This window comes from Bacillus sp. NPDC077027, from assembly GCF_050269555.1.
GTDB lineage: Bacteria > Bacillota > Bacilli > Bacillales > Bacillaceae > Bacillus.
On the sequence record NZ_JBNNIO010000004.1, the window covers coordinates 250,438 to 273,337 of the forward strand.

A 22,900-nucleotide genomic window follows, 5' to 3' on the forward strand; every position below is an offset into this window, starting at 1 on the left:
TAATGAACGTTGCAGGCTTTTTACAGTGTCGAAACTTAAAATTACATTAAATTCATCTTTTAGATAAAGAATGAAAATAAAACTTTGTTATAATGAAGCGGTTAAAAGTAATTTATGGATATTTAAAAAAGGTTTCAATTTTAGACAAAACAGGAATAATGATTATAACAAAAAATTTGAAAAAATGAAAAGAAGGTGCGATATGAAGCGGGAACTGCTCTCTATTATAATTCCTTCCTACAATGAAGGTGAAAACATCAGGCGAATCTTTGAGGCACTCCAAGCTGAATTTCACGATTTTCATTATGATTATGAAATCATCTTTATTAATGATGGAAGCAAAGACAACACCCTTCAGCATATGAGGGAGCTATCGTGTAAGAGTGCAAAGGTGAAATACATCTCCTTTTCACGTAACTTCGGCAAAGAAGCAGCAATTTTGGCAGGTCTTGAGCATGTAAAAGGAGAAGCAGCGATCATTATGGACGCTGATTTGCAGCACCCAACCTATCTGCTTCACGATTTTGTAAGAGGGTATGAAGAAGGATATGATCAAGTGATTGCTAAGCGCAATCGCAAAGGAGATAGTAAATTCAGGTCATATCTATCCTCTATGTATTATAAAGTCATGAACAAAGTGGTGGATGTTGATTTGCGAGATGGGGTCGGTGACTTCAGATTACTCTCACGCCAAGCGATCGACGCCCTTCTTAAACTAAAAGAAGGAAACCGTTTTTCAAAAGGGTTGTTTTGCTGGATTGGCTATGAGGAAAAAGTCATTTACTACGAAAATGTTGAGCGCAAACATGGTGATACGAAATGGTCATTATCAAAATTGTTCAACTATGGAATTGACGGTGTGATTTCTTTTAATAATCGGCCACTGAGAATTTGTTTTTATACGGGCATATTGATCTTATTTCTATCCCTTATCTACATTGTGGCCACCTTTATCCAAATTGTGAGAACAGGTGTGATTGTTCCTGGTTATTTCACATTAATTTCTGCTGTGCTATTCCTTGGAGGAATTCAACTTTTGAGTCTTGGTGTCATAGGGGAATACATTGGCCGCATTTACAATGAAACCAAAAAGCGTCCGCACTACTTGATCCAAGAGTCGAATATAATAACTGAACAAGAGACAAGTCCTCAACAAGATGAGGTACTAACTCAATTGTTTAAATAACTGTTCAATGAATCATAACCGGCAAGCACAGCATGCTTGCTGGATTGTTTTGTTTAGAAACTGACTGATTTTTTTGGGAAAGGAATGTACCATGAAACGTAGATTTATCATGATTGGTTTATGCCTCATTTTGGCTGTGGTTGGTCACGCCTTTTTCTTATATGAATTGATGAACGGAAGGTACATGACCGGTAATGGTGATGGCATTTCGCAAATGCTCCCTTTTAAAAAGATGCTCTACGATGAGTATGTCAAAGGGAATTTCTTTTATTCATATCGGTTTGGGCTAGGCGGAGGTATTTATACACAATTAGGTTATTATTTTACCACTTCCACCGTTTTCATCATCACATCTTTGATTGTGTGGATCTTGAGCCTTGTCCATCTTATTCAGTCGACAGACATCCATTTTTGGGCAAATGCGGTCATTTGGCTGAGCATCATAAAGCTGACCATTATTATATACATCACATACCTTGTCTTAATGGGATTTGTTCACCATAAGTTGGCTGCGTTTACTGGTGCATGTCTTTATGGCTTATCGATTATTTACTTTAGACATCAAACCTTCTGGGAGTTTTTCACCGACAGTATGATCTGGCTACCGCTGCTCGTTCTCGGTGTTGAACGTATTTTCCGAGATGGCAGACCCACTTGGTTTATCATTGCATGCAGTCTCACACTGATCAATAATTTTTATTTTGCCTACATTCATATGATCTTTTTGCTGATTTATATTGGTTTTCGGTATTTAATCAAGCTAGGCTTTGAAGAGCGAGGATGGAAAGTATTTTGGACGCTTGCCATTTCATCCATTCTATCCTTTGGTATCAGCATCGTTTTCTTTATTCCATCGGTTTATGGTTTTTTAAATAACCTAAGACCGTCCTATGAACAAAGGATACCGTGGTTTCAATTCCATGATCATCTTTTGTTTACAAGCAGGGTCTATTTATTGCCAGTCATTTTTCTTATTTGTATGTTTCTTGTGCCACTTTACAGAAATCGCTTGTTTTTCATGTTTGCGAGTATCAGCTTCTTGTTCGTGTTGTTTCATTTCAGTCCAAAGATGGCAAGTGTGTTTAATGGCTTTTCTGCGCCACAATACAGATTTGAATATATCTTGGCATTTACAGTCGGAGCACTTGTTGCCATTACGATCAAAGAACTTCAGGCAATTGAATGGAAATGGCGGAAGAGAGCCGTCATTGGTGCATGGCTCGTATTTGTTTTATCGGTTCTCCTTTCTGAACGAGCGTTTCGTCATCTAGATGTCGTTGCATTAACTGGAATTGGATTACTGTTGATTAGTGCGATCTTTCTGTGGATGAATGTGAGGAGCCAGCGTCATATCCGATTCTTTTCTGGGGCATTACTCATCTTTAGTTTAATCACTGCGGGCGTTTATCAAAAAAGCTATTTATCGGAAAACAGTGGTATAAAACAACTATCCAGCACCTATTTAAAGAGTGAGGCATATGCAGGTGAGGAACAAACAGCACTCATTGACCGTATTCAAAAAAGAGAAAAAGATCCGCTTACCCGCATTGATTGGATGAATGGTGTTCGCAATAATACTCCGCTATTTGAAGGCTTTAACGGAATGAGTGTATACTCAAGCATTCTGAATCAACACTTATTGCGTTTTTATTGGACAGATCTTCAAATTGATATGGGGAGAGAAAGCGTGAGCCGATACGCCACAATGGGCGACAGAAGCAATTTATATAGTCTCACATACGGCAAGTATTACATGCGAAAAAAATCGGCATCCTTTTCTCCGCCAGCTGGCTTTAAACCGATCATGGAAAGTGAACATTATGTCGTATACGAGAATACACGAACACTTCCGTTTGCAAGGACAACAAGCACAGTCTATTCCGAAGAATCGTTGAAAAAGGCATCGGTTCTTGAAAAAGAGCATGCCATGCTGCAAGGTGTGATCTTACCAACAAAGGGGAATGCGGTGACAAAAACGATTCCTGACCGAATGAAGGATGCAAACCTACACACAAAACAGGCAATCTACCATAACGGCAAGCTAGAAGTGCTAGGAAAAACCGGTGGACTGAACATCACCTTGCCAGATGACATGGTCAAGGGCGGGGATGTCTATGCGAGCTTTTACATCAAGCGTGTCGATCGAAATCAAGGCTTCCAGCTTTCGGTCGATCAATATGTCACCTCCAGAAAAAGCAACACATCCATCTACAAAACAGGTGTCAATGATGTCACCATTCGTGTCCCTGCTCAAAAAACCTTGTCCATTCGGTTGCCTCAAGGTACCTATGAACTGGACAAACTCAAGCTGTATCCTGAATCCTATGAAGTATTAAATAAGGAATTTGCAAAAGAAAAACAGGATCATGGAAAACAGCAGGTGAAGATGACCAATCAACGTTTGTCGATATTCTATGATAATCAGAAAGGCGATCGTTATATGGTGATACCTGTCCCATTTGAAAAGGGCTGGGAGCTCACGGTCAATGGAAAGAAACAAAACATTGAAAAAGCGAACTATGCTTTTATCGGCTTTCCGATAGAAAAAGGACAGAATCAGATAGTCTTAACATACTATCCACCATTTATCAGGCCACTCCTATTGATCTCTGTCATAAGCCTTGTGCTCGCCGTTATATACGGACGACATCAGAGTAAAAGAAAACGTAAAACACCACTTCATCCATAAGTGGTGTTTCAGCGTGTAGACAAACCCTTGGATTCGTTGTCAGATCTGTGCACTTGTGCTCGCGAATGTTCAATTCGCTCCAGTTAAACGATGAATGACATGACATTCAAGTTAAATAAATCTTTTTAGTTACATCTCCGGTCAAATGACAATTTTCTACGTTAACATGTGGAGAAATTGTCGCTGAAGGAAATGGCGGAAAATTTAAAGAAGGTGCGAATGTGAGGCGCACATAAAATCCCTGGGGGATTCGCACCTCACTTTCGACAAAAACACATCCAAAAATGAAGTGAAAAAACAAAAGTTAGAACAGTTTTTAGAAAAACAGGTTCATTTTGAACCAAATATACCGAAAAATGTTATGATAAGGAAGAAAATCGCCGTCGCACTCTACATGAGTGCGTGGATTGAAATTGAAGAAGAATACATTGACGCTAAAAAAGAAGGTGTCGCACTCTACATGAGTGCGTGGATTGAAATGGGAGAAGATAAACTCACACAAAGACAAGCCAGGTCGCACTCTACATGAGTGCGTGGATTGAAATGTATTAACAACGAATTAGTAGATAAAGAGACTGTGTCGCACTCTACATGAGTGCGTGGATTGAAATAGCAAGAAAAAGGCCGCAGAAGCTGAAAGAGGCGTCGCACTCTACATGAGTGCGTGGATTGAAATTATGGAAACATAGAGAGTGTGGTTGAAGCGCCACGTCGCACTCTACATGAGTGCGTGGATTGAAATATCAGCATGTCTCCCTAACCGATTGGCAATATGTCGTCGCACTCTACATGAGTGCGTGGATTGAAATTATCTTCTTCGTAGAGCCAATGATTTCTTATAGCGTCGCACTCTACATGAGTGCGTGGATTGAAATACGGGATAAACCTAAGTGAAGTCCAATGGCTCGAGTCGCACTCTACATGAGTGCGTGGATTGAAATAGCTAGTACAAGCGGCATATCGCCAAAAGGTTGGTGTCGCACTCTACATGAGTGCGTGGATTGAAATGGAACAGATGCACTTACTTTTTCATCTGATTGTAGTCGCACTCTACATGAGTGCGTGGATTGAAATCCTTTGGGGTTTGGAGAAGATAGTTTTCCTACTCGTCGCACTCTACATGAGTGCGTGGATTGAAATTGTAGAGTATTGGAGCGGTTCAAAAACCATAACGTCGCACTCTACATGAGTGCGTAGATTGAAATATCTATACTCATAACTTTTCTTTCATAGCCAAGCATGTCGCACTCTACACAAGTGTAGATCAAAATATCAACATGGAAGATATTGATATTAAAGCTTAAAGGCGCTACACAAGTACATAAATCATATCCATCCAACTTGCCCCATCTCAATACTTTCAGAAAGAAATAATCACCAAAAAAGACTCAGCTCATACAGAGCCGAGTCTTAATTTTTTTTGCAGTTTTTCTTCACTGAAAATCCAGCCGGTGTAAGAATTTTTAATTTGGTGATCCATGTCTATATGGCAGATGGCGACAAAGGGGTAATGCCCTTTGCTTCGATAGCGCAAATCAATGAACCTCACCTCATAATGGTCCTTGTATTTGTCTACTTCCCATCGGTAGACAGGAGAGAAGGACAAAAAGGCGGAGATGTTTTCGTCTTGTTTGGCAATTTTCATTATGTCTGTATCTGGCACAGGGACTCGGTTAAAAGTATCGACAATCACGATTTGTCCGTTCATGCTTCTTCCGACATGAAAGGCAGATTTACATTTCACTGCAAGCCGCCATTGTCTAAATTTCATCGTTGGGGAAATAATAATCTCCTCAATGTCGTCAAATCGGTCACGTAGCTGGCGCTTAATCTGTAGCTGCATCAATACCCTCACCACATAATAACAAGCGATTACCGCATAAAGGGTTATAAAGGTATAGCCAGGGTGTCCACCGATCGCCCAAACGACAATGGCAACGAGATGACTAAAGAAAATAAACGGATCAAACGTATTAATAATCCCGAGTGCCACCCACCTTTTTGAAAAAGGACGTATGGCCTGTGTACCATATGCATTAAAAATATCAACAAAGACATGCAGAACAACAGCGAGAAGTGTCCATAGCCACAGGTGAAGAATATTTGCTTCAGGCACAAATGGAAACAGCACAGCGGGAATGAGCAAGGACCAAAATAACACAGCTGGGATAGAGTGTGTAAACCCGCGGTGGTTTCTTATATAAACAGCATTATTTTTCAACTTTAATACAGTATCAACATCTGGCGCTTGAGAGCCGGCGATCGTTGCAATCATGACTGCATGTGCCATCTGTGGATCTGCACTGACGGTTGGGTCAAGAAGTGCAAGGCCCCCAAGGGAAATGCCCATTACTACATGAGTACCAGTATCCATTGATAACCTCCTCAATCAAATGCTCAGGAACAATCATACAAAGTATACGCCTTCTCGTATGACTATGTGCAAAATCCCTTTTTCTTTATCATTATTTAATGTAACATGTTAACGTATCTATATTCAGTATACAACAATTAAGGTTCTTTTTAAGAACAGAAGCCTTCGGTCATGATAAGGAGTATTATGATGAAAGACATACAAGAAAAGCTAGACAGCAAGAACATTGCGGCGTTTCAGCACGATTTGATTAGTTGGTATGAACAAGAAAAACGAATATTACCTTGGCGTGAAAATCAAGACCCCTACCGAGTATGGGTGTCAGAAGTGATGCTACAGCAAACAAGGGTCGACACGGTGATTCCCTACTTTAATCGATTTATTGAACAATTCCCGACAGTCGCCGACCTTGCTGAAGCCGATGAAGAAAAAGTGATGAAAGCATGGGAGGGACTAGGATATTATTCGAGAGTCCGTAATTTACAAACAGCGGTAAGAGAAGTTCATGAATCCTATGGCGGCATCGTACCTGATACGAAAGAAGACTTTTCTAAGCTGAAGGGCGTTGGACCATATACGAGCGGAGCTGTCCTCAGTATCGCTTACAATAAACCATATCCAGCGGTTGATGGTAACGTGATGAGAGTGATTTCACGCATTTTGTCGATTTGGGATGATATTGCAAAGTCAAAGACAAGAAACATCTTTGAATTTGCCGTTGATCAGCTCATTTCTCAGAATAAACCTTCTGAATTTAATCAAGGTTTAATGGAGCTAGGTGCACTTATTTGTACACCAACTTCACCAGCTTGCCTGATTTGTCCAGTAAACATGCATTGTTCGGCAGTTGAAGAAGGTGTTCAGCATGAGCTACCAGTCAAAAGTAAAAAGAAAAAACCGACCGCAAAATCTATGGCAGCGGCTGTCCTGTTTGCTGATGATGGAAGTGTGTATATCCATAAACGACCCAATACAGGCCTTCTGGCAAACTTGTGGGAATTCCCCAATATAGAAACCGCCAAAGGAAGACAAACAGAAAAGGAGCAACTAATCGCCTTTTTAAAAAATGAGGCAGGCATCACAGCTGAGCTTGGTGACTTAGAAGGAACCATTCAGCATGTCTTTACCCACCTCATTTGGAATATCTCCGTCTTTTTTGGTACTGTCACATCTGTATCAGACAAGACCAATTTGAAAAAGGTCACAAAAGCGGAATTGCAGGAATATGCACTCCCAGTATCCCATCAGAAAATCTGGAAAATGGTGAATTAACCTAATCATATTTAACGGTCGTACCGTGGGTGTAATCCGCTTCATTGCGGTGCAGTCCACCACGTGTTTCAATTTCTGACACAATGCCCCGATACTTTGATTGCCCTTCTTCATTTAAATAAGGTAAAATTTGTTGGAAAGCATGATGAAAAAAAGCTAGCTCAGAATCTTTCCAATTGTCTTTGGACATCATGCCAAGCTCGCTTAAATCGCGTCCGACATACATGAATGTAACCTCCCTAATAGAACTTTCCTATTAGTGTGAAGCGAATCGACAAAAACTATACAAATCAGGAGATGAACCACAATGAGTCAAAGAAAGTGTGCATTAATTACCGGAAGTAGTAGAGGCGTCGGAAAAGCAGTAGCGCTCCGTCTTGCTGAAAGTGGATATGACATTGTCATCAACTACGCACGAAGTAAAAAAGCAGCGCTAGAAACGGCTGAAGAAATTGAAGCCTTAGGTGTAAAAACATTGGTTGTGAAAGCCAATGTCGGTCAGCCTGAAAAAATTAAGGATATGTTTGAGCAAATTGAAGAAACATTTGGCCGTCTTGATGTCTTTATTAACAATGCGGCATCTGGCGTTCAACGTCCAATTATGGAGCTTGAAGAAAATCATTGGGATTGGACGATGAATATTAATGCAAAAGCGCTTTTGTTCTGTGGACAAGAAGCGGCAAAATTAATGGAGAAGAATGGTGGCGGTCACATTGTCAGCATTAGCTCACTAGGTTCAATTCGTTACCTAGAGAACTATACAGTGGTCGGTGTTTCTAAAGCGGCACTAGAAGCGCTCACTCGTTATTTGTCTGTTGAGCTTTCTCGAAAGAACATCGTGGTCAATGCTGTGTCTGGTGGTGCAATCGACACTGATGCACTCAAGCATTTCCCAAATCGTGAAGAATTGTTAGAAGATGCGAAGAAAAATACACCAGCTGGCCGTATGGTGGAAATTAAAGACATGGTCGACTCTGTTGAATTCCTTATCTCTGGTAAGGCAGACATGATCAGAGGACAAACGATCATTGTTGATGGAGGACGTTCTTTGCTCGTTTAAAAAATCATGAATAGAATCATCACCTTCTGCACAAATTAATGTGCGTGGAGGTGATAAAGATGGATAAACAACAAAACAAAACAAACGCGCAACAAGTGAAAAAACAAAACCAAGCTAATGCACAAGGTCAATACGGCACAGAATTTGCTAGTGAGACTGACGCACAGCAGGTGAAAAAATACAACCAAAAAGCTGAGCAAAACAAACAACAAAACAGCTAATCACTGAAACAGAGAAAAGCACTTCATTTACGAATGAAGTGTTTTTCTTGTTGTCTGCACCATCCGACAAAACCTGTAAAACCTTTACATAATCAGTCAAAGGACTTCTAGATAATTTCAAGAATGTGTATAGATACAAGCAATGGTGTAAGGAGAAAAGGAGGAATTTGATGTCAGAGTTTGACCAACTAGTGAAAAAGCAAATGCAGCTCATGGATCAACTGCTTGACGTACAAAGAGAACTAGATGTGTTTGTAGAGAATGAAAAACGCCTTTTGCATGATGAGAAAGAAGGAGAGCTTGATAAGCTTCATGATCAAATCAAAGAGAAACGGGCTGAATTACAAAAGGTGCAGATATTATTTACAAAACAGACGGAGCAAGTCATCAGGTCGTATAAGCAGATAGAAAGCCGTTCATCCGTTGTGTAAATTCAGTATGCCGTTCAATTTGCTTGAATGGCTCTTTTTCTTTCATTTTTTACTTATGTAACGTTATAATATAAAAGAGACAAGTTAGATTTGGAATAAATTAGGTCTTTGGACTGTTAGGTTTTTGTCATAGAAAGTAGGGGAGAAAATATGGGCTATCCCAAGGAAGGAGAAACCATCCAAATCCATAGCTATAAACATAATGGCTTGATCCACAGGATTTGGAATGAAACAACAATTCTAAAAGCAACAGAATTGTGTATCATTGGTGCAAACGACCGGACAATGGTAACTGAATCGGATGGCCGTACATGGATGACGAGAGAACCAGCCATTTGCTATTTTCACGCAAAACAATGGTTTAACGTCATCGGAATGCTCAGAGATGATGGGGTATACTATTATTGCAACATCAGCTCTCCTTTTGCCGCGGACGAAGAGGCAATTAAATATATTGATTACGATCTAGATGTCAAAGTTTTTCCGGACATGACGTACAATATTTTGGATGAGGATGAATACGCAGACCATAAGAAACAAATGAATTATCCAAAAGAAATCGACAGTATATTAAGAGAGCACCTGAGTACACTACTGCATTGGATTCACCAAAGAAAAGGTCCTTTCGCTCCAGAATTTGTGGATATGTGGTATGAACGTTTTTTACGTTATACTAAATAAAAGAACAGTCAAAACCTGTTGGGCATCTAACAGGTTTTTGACTGCGTTTCAATAGAGAGGTTTTTAGACTGGGAAGGAGATCTAAATGGGGGTCATAAAACGTTACATGGCTTTTGTCACACCTTATAAAAAACAGATCGCTCTTACAATGGTGATCGGAATGATTAAATTCTCAATTCCCTTAACATTACCTCTGCTCTTAAAATATGTCATTGATGATGTGATTCAAGGGAGCGGAACAAACCAAGAGAAAACGACAGCGTTGTTAACGGTCATGGGAATCATGCTCGTCATTTTTCTAATCATGAGACCGCCTGTTGAATACTACCGGCAATATTATGCTCAGTGGACCGGAAGTAAGGTATTATTTGATATTAGAGCAAAGCTTTTTTCTCATATTCAAAAATTAAGCTTGCGGTATTACGCAAATACGAGAACAGGGGAAATCATTTCAAGAGTCATTAATGATGTAGAGCAGACGAAGGAATTTGTCATTACAGGTTTAATGAACATCTGGCTTGATATGATGACAGTACTCATCGTGATTGTCATCATGTGTACATTAGATATAAAACTAACCATTGTTTCTGTTATTATTTTTCCATTGTATGGATTAGCGGTGAAATATTTTTATGGAAGATTAAGAAGACTGACGAAAGAGCGGTCACAGGCTTTGGCTGAAGTACAAGGGCATCTCCACGAACGAGTGCAAGGAATGCCAGTCATTCGTAGCTTTGCGATTGAAGAGTATGAACAAGAGCATTTTCAAGATGAAAATAAAAATTTTTTAAATAAAGCGATTTCTCATACGAACTGGAATGCCAAGACGTTTGCAGTCGTCAATACGATTACAGATATAGCACCACTGTTAATTATTGCATTTGCAGGATACGCTGTTATCAATGGATCACTTTCAGTTGGGACAATGATTGCGTTTGTCGGCTATATTGATCGGATGTACAATCCGATACGGCGTTTAATTAACTCATCAACAACGCTCACTCAGTCGATTGCTTCAATGGATCGGATATTTGAATTTATTGATGAGCCATATGAGGTAACGGATCGTCCAGACGCAAAAGAGGCGAAGCAATTAAAGGGAGAAGTTGAATTTAAGCATGTGTCCTTTCAATATGAGGATACACAGGAAGCGATTTTACATGACATCTCTTTAAAGGTGAGGCAAGGGCAAACAGTGGCACTTGTTGGAATGAGTGGCGGCGGAAAGTCGACCCTTGTCAGTTTAATTCCAAGATTTTATGATGTGACAAAAGGTACACTTGAGATCGACGGTTTGGATATTAAAGCATACAAAGCACGTAGCCTGAGGAATAGCGTTGGGATGGTGCTCCAAGATACATTTTTATTTAGTGATACGATTAGAGAAAACATTGCGGTTGGGAATCCAGAAGCACCCTTTGAAGACATTGTAGCAGCAGCTAAAGCAGCGAATGCCCATCAATTCATCATGTCGCTGTCAGAAGGCTATGATACAAAGGTTGGCGAGCGGGGAGTGAAACTTTCTGGTGGTCAAAAGCAACGGGTATCCATCGCAAGGGTCTTCTTGAAAAACCCGCCATTGCTCATTTTGGATGAAGCCACTTCGGCTCTAGATTTAGAGAGTGAGCATTATATACAGGAAGCCATGCAAAAACTGGCGAAAGAACGAACCACTTTTATTGTGGCTCACCGCCTATCGACCATTACTCATGCGGATCAGATCATCGTCATGGAAAAAGGACGAATCGTTGAAAAAGGAACACATGAAGAATTAATGAATCAAGAAAGTCACTACCGCCACCTGTTTACAATTCAAAAATTAAACTAACGTAAAGCCTGTCCGCTTATACCGGATAGGCTTTTTTCTACTTGTCAAAAACATGACATATTTCCCAGCTTGTCTCAATACAATTTAAAAAAGTCATACGGGGTGGTGGATATGTGAAGGAACAGGAAGTGTTACTTGATGTCATAGATTTATCCATTGCATTTCAGCAAAAAAAGCAACGTGTGCCTATCGTCCATCAAATCTCATTTTCAATCAATAAAGGAGAAACGTTAGGAATTGTTGGTGAATCAGGCTGTGGAAAAAGCATCACCTCCATGTCATTAATGGGACTAAATGAACAAACAGAAACGACAGGAAAGGTATTATTTGAAAACAAGAATTTGCTTTCACTTAGTGAGAGACAGTGGCGGCAACTTAGAGGAAATGATATTGCGATGATCTTTCAAGAACCGATGACGTCGTTAAATCCGCTGATGACCATTGGAAAACAAATGACTGAAGCCCTTTTTGCACATCAAAAGCTGAGCAAAAAAGAAGCGAATCGACAATCTGTAACCTTGCTTCAAACAGTGGGATTAAAGAACGCTGAAATGCTCTTGAGAAAATATCCACACGAATTATCAGGGGGGATGCGGCAACGTGTCATGATCGCGATGGCCATGCTTTGTCACCCTAAATTAATGATTGCGGATGAGCCAACAACAGCACTAGATGTCACCATCCAAGCCCAAATTCTTCGACTATTGAAAGAGCTGAATGAAAAGCTTGAAACAGCCATTCTATTTATCACCCATGACCTCGGTGTCGTTCGGCAAATCTGTCAGCGTGTCATGGTGATGTATGCTGGACGTATTGTGGAAGAAGGCACAGTCGAACGTATTTTTATTAAACCTCAACACCCCTACACGAAAGGTCTTTTCGCCTCAGTTCCATCTTTTAAAGAAAAAGAAGAGAAACTCATCTCCATTACTGGACATGTACCAAAACCAGGAACAATCACTTCAGGCTGTCAATTTGCGCCACGTTGTCCTTATCAAATGCCGATCTGTCATGAAACAGAACCATCATTACGTACTACAGAAAGCAATCATCGAGTCGCTTGTTTTCTTACGGAAGGAGGGGGAGACACTGAACCAAACGTTACTTCAAGTGGAAAATCTGACGAAGCGATATGAACAGCGATCTATGTTTACGAAAAATAGAACCGTCACAAAGGCCCTTGATCACGTTTCTTTTCAAGTGACAGAAGGGGAAACGCTTGGTATTGTCGGTGAGTCAGGCTGCGGGAAATCGACACTTGGAAAAAGTGTGATGCGACTAACAGAACCAACGACAGGTTCTATTCAATTCAAAGGGCAAGAACTTACCTGTTTAAAAGAAAGAGAAATGCGCGCTTTAAGAGAGGATATTCAAATGATCTTTCAAGATCCATATGCCTCTCTGAATCCACGCATGAAAATCAAAGATATTTTAGAAGAACCGCTCATCGTACACAAACGTGGAACAAAGGCTGAACGGAAACAAATGGTACAAGACATGCTACAAACAGTCGGTTTTGATGCATCATATGGTGACCGCTATGCCCATCAATTTAGTGGTGGACAAAGACAACGAATCGGAATTGCAAGAGCCCTCATAACAAAGCCAAGTCTCGTCATTGCGGACGAACCTGTTTCTGCATTAGACGTATCAGTGCAAGCCCAAATATTAAACTTAATGCTCGATCTTCAAAAGACCTTATCACTCACCTATTTATTTATCTCTCATGACCTTGGAGTGGTGAGGTATATGAGTGATCGGATTGCTGTCATGTACGCTGGAAAAATGGTCGAACTTGGTCTTGCAGAGGAAGTTTTTCATCGCCCGCTTCACCCATATACGACCCTTCTGCTAAGATCCATTCCACAGATGGATCAGGTAATGGATAGACAAGATTTATCACAAGAAGAGGCGGATGACGATGTGGCCCACGCTGGCTGTCCATTTTATAAAAGATGCCCTCAGCGAAAGAGCATATGTCAAACAAGCATCCCATCCTTACGTTTAAAGGAAAGCAGCCATTTTGTCGCCTGTTATTTATATCATGAGGAGGAAACCAATGAAGAAGACATGGTTGTTCAGTAGTTTCATCTTGGTGTTGGCATTGTCAGTAGGACTTAGTGGATGCTCATCCAATTCACATACAGAAGAAAAAGCAACGAAGGATACGCTTGTGTTTGGCAGAGGTGGAGACTCTACTTCACTTGATCCAATTACAACCACAGAAGGTGAAACATTTAAAGTGACAGAAAATATTTTTGAAAAATTGTTGAACTACGGTGAACAAGACACAACCATCAAGCCAGGATTGGCAACTGAATGGGATGTGTCTAAGGATGGAAAATCCTACACGTTTTATTTAAGAGAAGGTGTGACATTCCATGATGGCACAGATTTTAACGCGGAGGCAGTAAAGTTTAATTTTGATCGTTGGATGAATGGAGATGCTGAGAAATTCCCGTACTATGGGATGTTTGGCGGTTATAAAAAGGATAAAGGACATGTCATTCAAGCCATTATTGTAAAAGGAGAGCACGAGATTCAATTTAGGTTAAAGCGCCCCCAAGCGACATTCCTTAAAAACCTTGCCATGTCTCCTTTTGGAATAGCGAGTCCTGACGCTGTGAAGAAAAGCGGGAAGTCCTTCAGAGAAAATCCAGTGGGGACAGGACCCTTTAAATTTAAAGAGTGGAAACAAAATGATCGCATTGTCCTTGAAAAACACAAAGAATACTGGCAAAAAGGTAAGCCCAAGCTCAATCAAGTCATTTTCCGCTCTATCCCTGAAAATTCAGCGAGACTTAATGCTTTAAAAACAGGTGAAATCGACTTGATGGATGGTGTGAATCCGTCAGATTTAGAGGGAATCAAATCTGACCAAAAGCTCCAGTTGATTGAAAGACCTTCAATGAATGTGGGGTATATTGGTTTAACCGTGACAAGGAAACCACTTGATAACAAACTAGTACGTCAGGCACTCAATTATGCTGTTGATAAAAAATCTATCATTGACTCATTTTATGGAGGGTTAGCAGAACCGGCTAAAAATCCATTACCTCCATCATTAGAAGGCTATAACAATGATATCGAACCATATCCATATGATCCCGAAAAAGCGAAGGAGCTTTTAAAGGAAGCAGGCTATCCAAATGGCTTTAGCATCAAGCTCTGGGCAATGCCGGTACCAAGACCATATATGCCAGATGGAATGAAGGTTGCCGAAGTGATTCAATCAAACTTTGAGAAAATTGGTGTAAAGGCTGAAATTGTTACCTATGATTGGGCGACATATCTTGATAAAGCGAGCAAAGGAGAGGCAGATACATTCTTGCTAGGATGGACAGGAGATAATGGAGATCCTGACAACTTTATTTACACACTGCTTGATAAAGACAGTATCGGAGGAAACAATTATACCTTCTTTAACAACAAAAAAATGCACGATATTCTTATTGAAGCACAAACAGATACAGATCAAAAGAAACGAAATGAATTGTATAAGCAAGCACAAGAAATCATTCATGATGAAGCACCATGGATCCCGTTGGTCCACTCCATTCCTATGCTCGCTTCATCAAATGATTTGAAAGATTATAAACCACACCCAACCGGATCAGAAGCTCTGTCTGACGTGTATTTTGAATAAGTAAAGGGAGGATGCTCGCATCCTCCTTACATTTCACGTATAAGAAAAGGCGGTGAATGGCGTTTGCTTGCGTATTGTGTAAAACGGGCAGGGATGCTCATACCTGTTTTGCTTGGAATGACATTAGTTGTTTTTTCGATCATTCGATTCATACCTGGAAATCCGGCACAAGTGATTTTAGGACAGCGGGCTACAAAGGAAGCGGTAGAGCAACTGACTATTCAGCTTGGTCTTGATCAGCCTTGGTATATTCAATATTTTCATTACATGACTGGCTTACTTCGAGGTGATTTAGGAACATCAATTCGCACAGGTGCCTCTATTGCCCAGGAAATGAAGCCATATCTCTTTGCCACATTGGAATTGACATTCTTCGCTATGGTGCTTGCAATTGTCATTGGTGTAAATGCAGGAATCATTAGTGCATGGTTCAAACATTCCTTTTTTGATTATGTCGCCATGTTTATTGCTTTAATAGGTGTGTCTATGCCGATTTTTTGGCTAGGTCTGATGGGGCAGTGGTTATTTTCTCTCGAGCTTGGCTTATTGCCAACAACGGGAAGAGAGAATGTGAGAAACCCTGTAGAATCGATCACATATATTCATACACTCGATACGCTTTTACAAGGTCGATTTGATCAGTTTGTAGAATGTGTTAAACATTTAATTTTGCCAAGTACCGCATTAGCAACGATTCCCGCAGCCATTATAGCGAGAATTACACGAGCAAGTATGCTAGAAGTCCTTCATTCAGATTTCATTCGCACGGCAAAGGCGAAAGGAGTCAAATCATTCTTCATCATCTATCAGCATGGATTAAAAAATGCGCTGATCCCCATTTTGACGATTATTGGTCTTCAAACAGGTTTATTATTAGGCGGTGCGATTTTAACAGAAACCATTTTTGCGTGGCCAGGTATTGGCCGATATATTTACGATGCGATTAGCTATCGTGATTATCCGGTAATTCAAACTGGGATCTTCGTTGTTGCACTTATCTTTGTCCTCATTAATTTTATTGTTGACGTGTTATACGCTGTGATAGATCCGAGAATTAAATATTAAGAGGGGGGAGTTGCGCTGCTATGGAGGCACATAAAGAACGTCAAATTCCTCAGGAGAAAAGTACCGGCTCTCAATCTCTTATGATAGAAACGGTGGGCCAGTTCTTTCAACATAAGCTTGCGGTGATTGGTAGCGTCATTGTCTTTTTGTTTCTTGTGCTTGCGATTTTTGCCCCGCTACTTGCACCTTATGGTTTAAACGAGCAATCTTTAGGTGAAAGATTTAGTGCACCGTCAGCTACTCATTGGTTTGGAACAGATGATTTTGGCCGAGATATTTTTTCTCGAGTTGTGTATGGGGCGCGTATTTCATTATGGGTTGGTTTTTTCTCCGTACTCGGTTCTGTTGTAGTTGGAACCCTGCTTGGGCTAATGGCTGGATATGGAGGAAGAGTTCTTGATGCAGTGATTTCAAGACTATTTGATATTTTATTAGCTTTTCCAAGTATCCTTCTGGCAATTGCGATCGTGTCAATTTTAGGTCCTTCTTTACAAAATGCGCTCATTGCAATCGCTATCATTAACATTCCGACCTTTGGACGACTTGTTAGGTCAAAGGTGCTAAGCATCAAACAAGAAGAGTACGTCATGGCTGCTAAAGCGATAGGAATGTCACACAAGCGTATTGTGATTCGGCACATCTTGCCTAATAGCATGGTGCCAGTGATTGTACAAGCGACACTTGCAATTGGGACAGCCATTATTGAAGCAGCGGCACTCGGCTTTTTAGGCTTAGGCGCACAAGCACCAAATCCTGAGTGGGGGAAAATGCTTGCCGATGCAAGGCCATATCTTGTCGAAGCACCTTGGACGCTCTTTTTTCCAGGTATAGCAATCATGCTGACAGTGCTCGGTTTTAATTTAATGGGAGATGGTCTAAGAGATACGCTTGATCCAAAAATGAAAAAAATAAAATAAGACCGATTCGTTGAATCGGTCTCTTGTTTAAGCTTCTTTTTCTTCCGTTTCGATTTCACTATCTTTCGGATGATAAGTTTGGAAGCTTGTGATGAGTGTATCTAAATGCTCAAGCTGGTCTCGATATTCGATAATGCTCGACATCACATTCAGCATGTTGTAATCAAGTAAGTCGTGTTCCTGGTTTTGTTGGTGCTTTAAAAATGACTTCGTCAATGATTCAAGACGTAATGAGCATTCATTTTGAAAATCGTCGTCCTGTGGTTTCATCTTTCCGACAAATTTCATTAAAATAAGTTCATGCCAATAAAGCAAATAGTCAATTTCGTCATTTAAGCTTTCTCTAAAATGCTCTGGCATTAAATAGATTTCATTTTCTAGTTTATGAAGCATTTTCAACAGGTGAAGTGCTCGATTAGAGGTCATAATCGCCTGTCTAAACAACACAAGTTTTCTGGATTTCACATAGGTTGTTTTCTTTAGGTAGCTTCTTTCTTCTTTATACAGCAAGTAAATCTGATCTAATTTTATGATGCGTTCTTTTATTTGATCGATGTCATCTTTCAAGGTGGAATGATCAGTAGACTGTCTGGAACTCAGTCGGATCCATTTTAAAATCTCCTCTGTATTTTCCATAATATGATGCATGAGCTTTGTTTCATACTTGGGTGGTAAAAAGACCAAATTCACAAGACATGAAGAAAGAACACCTAAAACCACAGTAGCGGTTCGAATCAAGGCAAAGGAGAGGAAATGATCCCCGGCACTTTCTAAAATGGCGATGACTGTTACAAGTGCAATCGGAATGGTATGTTCGATTTTTAATTTCAAATTAATGGCAATGACCATAACGGCTGTTAATCCGATAATGACCGGTCCAGTACCAAAAAGCAGACCGAACATAATGGCAAGTGCAGCTCCGATAATATTTGCTTGCACTTGATCAACAATGGTTAAAAATGATCGGTAAATTGATGGCTGGATGGCAAATACAGCCGCAATTCCCGCAAAGACGGGAGTAGGTAAACCAAGCCATGTTGCTAGGTAAAGCGCGAGTACAATAGCAATACCAGTTTTTAAAATACGGGCTCCAAGTTTCATTGGTTTTGTCCCTGCATTCCTTTCTTTTGATAATTGATGATCACTCGTCATATATCTTTATATTTTTATGAACCAACTAAGTAATATACAACGGACTTCCGAAATATTCAAGTGGTTTTTGAAAGTTGATGAAAACATTTAAAAAAGGTATTGAGAAAGAATGTAACAGATTCAAATACTTTTGACAACGATTAACCATAGCAAGAAAAAAACAGACGCAATTTTTCACGTCTGTTCTTAGGGCGATTATTTATTTTTCAATTGTTCAAATGCATGATCAACGGCTTTTAATGTATCAGTAATATCTTTTTCAGTATGGGCGATAGTTAAGAACCACGCTTCATATTTTGAAGGTGCGAGGTTGATACCTTGGGCTAACATAAGTTGAAAGAACTGACCAAACATTTCACTATTAGTATTCTCGGCTTGTTCATAGTTCTCAATCTTTTCTTTTGTAAAATAAACGGTAAGTGCGCCTTTTAGTCGATTCACCGTAATATCTACTTGATGTTTTTTAGCATGAGCGAGAATACCTTCTTCAAGCATTTTCCCTAGATGATCAAGATGTTCGTAAACGCCATCTTCCTTTAATATTTCTAAGCATGCGATCCCAGAAAGAATCGATGCAGGATTTCCTGCCATCGTACCAGCCTGATAAGCGGGTCCTAGTGGTGCCACCTGCTCCATAATTTCTTTTTTGCCCCCATAAGCACCAATGGGAAGTCCGCCGCCAATAATTTTCCCTAGTGCTGTTAAGTCAGGTTTCACTTGAAGTAAGTCCTGTGCACCACCATACATGAAACGGAAGGCTGTAATTACCTCATCGTAAATAACAAGTGCCCCTTTTTCATGTGTGAGGTCATTGATTTGTTGCAAAAAGCCTTCTTTTGGCTCAACGATTCCAAAGTTACCAACAATCGGTTCTACAAGTACAGCTGCAATCTCATCTCCCCATTTGTCTAAAGCGGCTTGATAGCTTTCGATATCGTTGAATGGAACTGTGATCACTTCGTTTGCAATACTCTTTGGTACACCTGCTGAATCTGGTGTACCAAGCGTAGAAGGACCAGAGCCTGCTGCCACTAGCACAAGATCCGAGTGACCATGATAACATCCAGCGAATTTAATGATTTTTGATCTGCCTGTATAAGCACGTGCAACTCGGATGGTTGTCATGACAGCTTCTGTACCAGAATTCACAAATCTGACTTTATCGAGTGCTGGCATTGCTTCTTTTAGCATTTTAGCAAAAGTCACTTCATGTTTTGTCGGAGTTCCAAATAAAACGCCCGTTTCTGCTGCCTTTGTAATGGCTTTTGTAATATGAGGGTGAGCATGGCCCGTAATAATTGGTCCATACGCCGCCAAATAATCTATGTAACGATTTCCGTCTACATCCCAAAAATATGCGCCTTCTCCTTTTTCCATTGCAATGGGAGAACCCCCACCTACAGCTTTATATGAACGAGATGGACTGTTCACTCCACCAACTATATGCTCGAGTGCCTCTTTGTGCAGTTTTTCTGATTCTGTAAATTTCATAAATAGCCTCCTATCTCAACGTATCACGTCGTCTTTCACTATTTTAACATGCCAATGCAAGCATGGTGATCAAGCGCCCTCAGTTGAATAACTTTGAAAAATTGGATAGGCTAATATAAAAGCATGTTGGAGGGGATTTTAGATGACAATTGAAGTAGGGAAGCAAGTACCTGACATTGAATTGACTGACGACAAAGGAGAAAAAGTAAAGCTTTCTGATTTTAGGGGAAAGCATATTGTCCTTTATTTTTATCCGAAAGATATGACGCCTGGTTGTACAACTGAAGCATGTGACTTCCGTGATCATCATCAAAGCTTTGCTGATTTAGATGCTGTTATTATTGGTGTCAGTTCTGACAGTCAGGAAAGGCATCAGAAATTTAAAGAAAAGCATGACCTACCATTTTTACTACTTGTTGATGATGAGCAAAAGTTATCTGAAGCATTTGGTGTTTGGAAGCTGAAGAAAAACTTTGGTAAAGAATATATGGGAATTGAGCGTTCCACTTTCCTCATTAATAAAGAAGGAGAGTTAGTGAAAGAATGGAGAAAAGTGAAAGTGAAAGATCACGTAGAAGAAGCTTTAGAGGAATTAAAAGCACACGCCTAAATGGAAAATAAGACAAGATCGGCACAGACGCCGGTCTTTTTTATAAAGAAGAATAGGTAAAAAAGAGGATTGTAATTGACAAAGTTTTAACGATAGAGGTACACTATTTATAAAGATTACAATATAAGAATATTTTTGAAGAGAGGTGCATGATGAAATGGCTGCTCACGAACTAAAAGAAGCTTTAGACGCACTAAAAGAAACCGGTGTTCGAATTACTCCGCAGCGCCATGCCATCTTGGAATTTCTCGTAAATTCTATGACTCACCCAACCGCGGACGATATATACAAGGCACTTGAAGGGAAATTTCCAAATATGAGTGTAGCAACGGTTTACAACAATTTACGAGTCTTCCGGGAATCCGGCTTAGTAAAAGAATTAACATATGGCGATTCCTCAAGTCGATTTGATTTTGCAACATCTGACCATTACCATGCGATTTGTGAAAATTGTGGTAAGATCGTTGATTTTCACTACCCTGGCCTTGATGAAGTAGAACAGCTTGCATCACATGTGACTGGGTTTAAAGTGAGTCATCATCGCTTGGAAATATACGGAATGTGTCAAGAGTGTAGTAAAAAAGAAAGTCATTAATAAAAAAGCTGACCATAGAGCGGTCAGCTTATTTTAATGACTTTTTTCGATTGTAGGATTCGTTAAATTCTTTACCTTCTAATGATTTATCGAGTGTGAGTGGCTCGTTGCAATGCATACACATATCCACACGCCCAAGCACTTTTGTCTCCTTATGACACCCTGGGCACATAACCTTGACTGCCTTTGTTGAAAGCATCCCGATCCAAAAGTACACAACTGTACTTAGACCAATGGATAATACGCCTAACAACATAAATAGTGTCGAAAGCCAAACAGATTCTTTAAAAAACACCCCGATATACATGATGAGAAAACCAACAAAAATCAAACTAAGTGCAAACGTTCTGATCTTATTAATCTTACTGGAGTATTTCGCCATCCCTAGTCCCCCTTATATTAAATATAGCACATTTTACCTGATCATTTGAATTCGTTATAGAGTTTTATCAGGAAATTGCTTATAATTGTTCAATGATCTTTTTCGATATTGAAGGAATTTTGATTCAATGAGGAGAAATACATAGAAATAGAGAAGAACTTTACATCGTATTGGAGGAATCACTATGGAAAATCTTCTCCGTCCTATTTATCAAGAGAGGGCAAGCCATCCAGATACACTTGCAGTAATTATAGTAGAAAGACGACATAAAGTTTCATCTGAAACAGATAACTTTGATGCAGCACTTCTTGTCATTGTAAAGGATGCTGAAGCACCGCTTTTTATTAAACACTACGAATCTGAACAGCAAACTGCCTCTTTAAATGTCGTGACTGATGATAAATTAAAGGAATGGATTACTCTTGGGACCAACCGTAGAATCATTGATTGGATCTTAAATGGAAAAGTGCTGTTTGATCGCAATGAATACATCTTTAATTTAATAGATGAACTAAGTACATTCCCATTCTCAAATCGCAAGTTGAAGATCGGATTAGAATATGGCAAGCTCATTCGAAGATATATAGAAGGGAAAGCTTTTTTTGAAGCAAATCAATTCCTTGATGCATATAATTCTGTTGTGCATGCTTTACACCATTTAGCGCGAATTGAAGTTATTGATAAAGGATTTCATCCAGAAGTGACTGTTTGGAATCAAGTGAGACACATGGAACCAGAGGTGTATAAGCTGTATTCTGAATTGATTGAAAGCCATGAAAGTCTACATAAGCGACTAGAGCTTTTGTTTTTAGCAAATGACTTTCTGATTCATTCAAAAGCAGAAATAGGGGCAGCCCACTTGCGTAACGTCATGGAACAAAAAGATATTTGGTTATTTGGAGAGCTTCTTGCTCATCCAGACTTGAAGTATTTCACACCTGATCTTAGTGTAATGATTGATTTTTTTGTAGAGAAAGGTCTTATCCAGGTTGAGTCACTTGAAACTAAGGGACAAAAAATCTATCACAGAGGATATTTTGTGAAAAAAGATGTTGACGTATGAATATTATGATGGTATATTATTAAACGTCGCTAACAAACAACAACATCGTGTTGAATGAGAAGCTGACGAAAAAGAAATTTAAAAAACACTTGACGCACAAGGTGCTGAAATGTTATATTAAGAAAGTCGCTTCTGAGCGATGTGAAATGATCTTTGAAAACTAAACAAGACAAAACGTACCTGTTAATTCGAGTTTTAATAAAAAAATCCTATGATTCGCATCATAGGTAGTCAGTC

The 22,900-nt window shown here is 39.8% G+C and carries 20 protein-coding genes, 1 pseudogene and 1 CRISPR repeat array; of the genes and pseudogenes, 16 read left to right on the forward strand and 5 right to left on the reverse strand.

Going from position 1 to position 22,900, the window contains the following annotated elements; genetic code table 11:
- Positions 1 to 202 precede the first annotated feature (202 nt).
- Together ACQKEZ_RS15770 and ACQKEZ_RS15775 are read left to right on the forward strand one after the other, a co-directional pair.
- Positions 203 to 1,186 carry a glycosyltransferase family 2 protein gene (locus tag ACQKEZ_RS15770; protein WP_427302370.1) on the forward strand — a complete coding sequence of 328 codons (984 nt, stop codon included), beginning with the start codon at positions 203 to 205 and terminating at the stop codon, positions 1,184 to 1,186.
- 91 nt (positions 1,187 to 1,277) lie between these two features.
- Positions 1,278 to 3,875, forward strand: coding sequence for a YfhO family protein (locus ACQKEZ_RS15775; RefSeq protein WP_427302372.1), 2,598 nt, complete (start codon positions 1,278 to 1,280; stop codon positions 3,873 to 3,875).
- Positions 3,876 to 4,257: 382 nt separating this feature from the next.
- Positions 4,258 to 5,080: direct repeats of the CRISPR family, unit length 32 nt; unit sequence GTCGCACTCTACATGAGTGCGTGGATTGAAAT.
- 188 nt (positions 5,081 to 5,268) lie between these two features.
- Here ACQKEZ_RS15775 and ACQKEZ_RS15780 read toward each other — a convergent pair.
- Positions 5,269 to 6,249 carry a metal-dependent hydrolase gene (locus tag ACQKEZ_RS15780; RefSeq protein ID WP_427302373.1) on the reverse strand — a complete coding sequence of 327 codons (981 nt, stop codon included), beginning with the start codon at positions 6,247 to 6,249 and terminating at the stop codon, positions 5,269 to 5,271.
- A gap of 189 nt (positions 6,250 to 6,438) precedes the next feature.
- On the opposite strand from ACQKEZ_RS15780, the gene mutY reads away from it, so the two are divergent.
- Positions 6,439 to 7,521, forward strand: a complete 1,083-nt coding sequence (gene mutY, locus ACQKEZ_RS15785) for an A/G-specific adenine glycosylase (protein ID WP_427302433.1) — start codon at positions 6,439 to 6,441, stop codon at positions 7,519 to 7,521.
- A 1-nt stretch (position 7,522) separates the two neighbouring features.
- On the opposite strand, the gene ACQKEZ_RS15790 is transcribed toward mutY, so the two are convergent.
- Complete coding sequence (locus ACQKEZ_RS15790; protein ID WP_427302375.1) at positions 7,523 to 7,747, reverse strand: hypothetical protein; 225 nt, start codon at positions 7,745 to 7,747, stop codon at positions 7,523 to 7,525.
- Between the two features lie 81 nt (positions 7,748 to 7,828).
- Here ACQKEZ_RS15790 and fabL point away from each other — a divergent pair, with 81 nt between their 5' ends.
- The 10 genes and pseudogenes from fabL (at position 7,829) to ACQKEZ_RS15840 (ending at position 17,370) form a co-directional block, all read left to right on the forward strand.
- Positions 7,829 to 8,581, forward strand: a complete 753-nt coding sequence (fabL, locus tag ACQKEZ_RS15795) for an enoyl-[acyl-carrier-protein] reductase FabL (protein ID WP_427302376.1) — start codon at positions 7,829 to 7,831, stop codon at positions 8,579 to 8,581.
- 74 nt (positions 8,582 to 8,655) lie between these two features.
- Positions 8,656 to 8,802, forward strand: a pseudogene (locus ACQKEZ_RS15800) (gamma-type small acid-soluble spore protein); the annotation flags it as partial.
- A gap of 170 nt (positions 8,803 to 8,972) precedes the next feature.
- On the forward strand, positions 8,973 to 9,233 hold the full coding sequence (locus ACQKEZ_RS15805) for a YgaB family protein (protein ID WP_427302378.1): 261 nt from the start codon (positions 8,973 to 8,975) through the stop codon (positions 9,231 to 9,233).
- A 150-nt stretch (positions 9,234 to 9,383) separates the two neighbouring features.
- Positions 9,384 to 9,914 (forward strand): nucleoside tri-diphosphate phosphatase, encoded by a 531-nt coding sequence (gene ntdP, locus ACQKEZ_RS15810; RefSeq protein ID WP_427302380.1) that lies wholly within the window; start codon positions 9,384 to 9,386, stop codon positions 9,912 to 9,914.
- A gap of 85 nt (positions 9,915 to 9,999) precedes the next feature.
- Positions 10,000 to 11,742 carry an ABC transporter ATP-binding protein gene (locus ACQKEZ_RS15815; RefSeq protein ID WP_427302382.1) on the forward strand — a complete coding sequence of 581 codons (1,743 nt, stop codon included), beginning with the start codon at positions 10,000 to 10,002 and terminating at the stop codon, positions 11,740 to 11,742.
- Between the two features lie 113 nt (positions 11,743 to 11,855).
- On the forward strand, positions 11,856 to 12,878 hold the full coding sequence (locus ACQKEZ_RS15820) for an ABC transporter ATP-binding protein (RefSeq protein WP_427302384.1): 1,023 nt from the start codon (positions 11,856 to 11,858) through the stop codon (positions 12,876 to 12,878).
- Positions 12,879 to 12,888: 10 nt separating this feature from the next.
- Positions 12,889 to 13,827 carry an ABC transporter ATP-binding protein gene (locus ACQKEZ_RS15825; RefSeq protein ID WP_427302435.1) on the forward strand — a complete coding sequence of 313 codons (939 nt, stop codon included), beginning with the start codon at positions 12,889 to 12,891 and terminating at the stop codon, positions 13,825 to 13,827.
- On the forward strand, positions 13,802 to 15,388 hold the full coding sequence (locus ACQKEZ_RS15830; RefSeq protein ID WP_427302386.1) for an ABC transporter substrate-binding protein: 1,587 nt from the start codon (positions 13,802 to 13,804) through the stop codon (positions 15,386 to 15,388). The genes ACQKEZ_RS15825 and ACQKEZ_RS15830 overlap by 26 nt, the downstream gene beginning before the upstream one ends.
- Positions 15,389 to 15,451: 63 nt before the next feature.
- Positions 15,452 to 16,453, forward strand: coding sequence for an ABC transporter permease (locus ACQKEZ_RS15835; RefSeq protein WP_427302388.1), 1,002 nt, complete (start codon positions 15,452 to 15,454; stop codon positions 16,451 to 16,453).
- A 20-nt stretch (positions 16,454 to 16,473) separates the two neighbouring features.
- Entirely contained in the window at positions 16,474 to 17,370 is an 897-nt protein-coding gene (locus ACQKEZ_RS15840) for an ABC transporter permease (protein ID WP_427302390.1), read from the forward strand.
- A 27-nt stretch (positions 17,371 to 17,397) separates the two neighbouring features.
- On the opposite strand, the gene ACQKEZ_RS15845 is transcribed toward ACQKEZ_RS15840, so the two are convergent.
- Positions 17,398 to 18,471: an FUSC family protein gene (locus tag ACQKEZ_RS15845; protein ID WP_427302392.1), complete on the reverse strand. Its 1,074-nt coding sequence runs from the start codon at positions 18,469 to 18,471 to the stop codon at positions 17,398 to 17,400.
- A 246-nt stretch (positions 18,472 to 18,717) separates the two neighbouring features.
- Entirely contained in the window at positions 18,718 to 20,013 is a 1,296-nt protein-coding gene (locus ACQKEZ_RS15850) for a glutamate-1-semialdehyde 2,1-aminomutase (protein WP_427302394.1), read from the reverse strand.
- A 142-nt stretch (positions 20,014 to 20,155) separates the two neighbouring features.
- On the opposite strand from ACQKEZ_RS15850, the gene bcp reads away from it, so the two are divergent.
- Both bcp and perR read left to right on the forward strand, forming a co-directional pair.
- On the forward strand, positions 20,156 to 20,623 hold the full coding sequence (gene bcp / locus ACQKEZ_RS15855; RefSeq protein ID WP_427302396.1) for a thioredoxin-dependent thiol peroxidase: 468 nt from the start codon (positions 20,156 to 20,158) through the stop codon (positions 20,621 to 20,623).
- 157 nt (positions 20,624 to 20,780) lie between these two features.
- Positions 20,781 to 21,218 carry a peroxide-responsive transcriptional repressor PerR gene (perR, locus tag ACQKEZ_RS15860; protein WP_427302397.1) on the forward strand — a complete coding sequence of 146 codons (438 nt, stop codon included), beginning with the start codon at positions 20,781 to 20,783 and terminating at the stop codon, positions 21,216 to 21,218.
- 28 nt (positions 21,219 to 21,246) lie between these two features.
- On the opposite strand, the gene ACQKEZ_RS15865 is transcribed toward perR, so the two are convergent.
- Entirely contained in the window at positions 21,247 to 21,600 is a 354-nt protein-coding gene (locus tag ACQKEZ_RS15865) for a YgzB family protein (protein ID WP_427302399.1), read from the reverse strand.
- Positions 21,601 to 21,784: 184 nt separating this feature from the next.
- Between ACQKEZ_RS15865 and ACQKEZ_RS15870 the strand changes: the two genes are divergently transcribed.
- Positions 21,785 to 22,663: a nucleotidyltransferase-like protein gene (locus ACQKEZ_RS15870; RefSeq protein ID WP_427302401.1), complete on the forward strand. Its 879-nt coding sequence runs from the start codon at positions 21,785 to 21,787 to the stop codon at positions 22,661 to 22,663.
- The last annotated feature ends 237 nt before the right edge of the window (positions 22,664 to 22,900 follow it).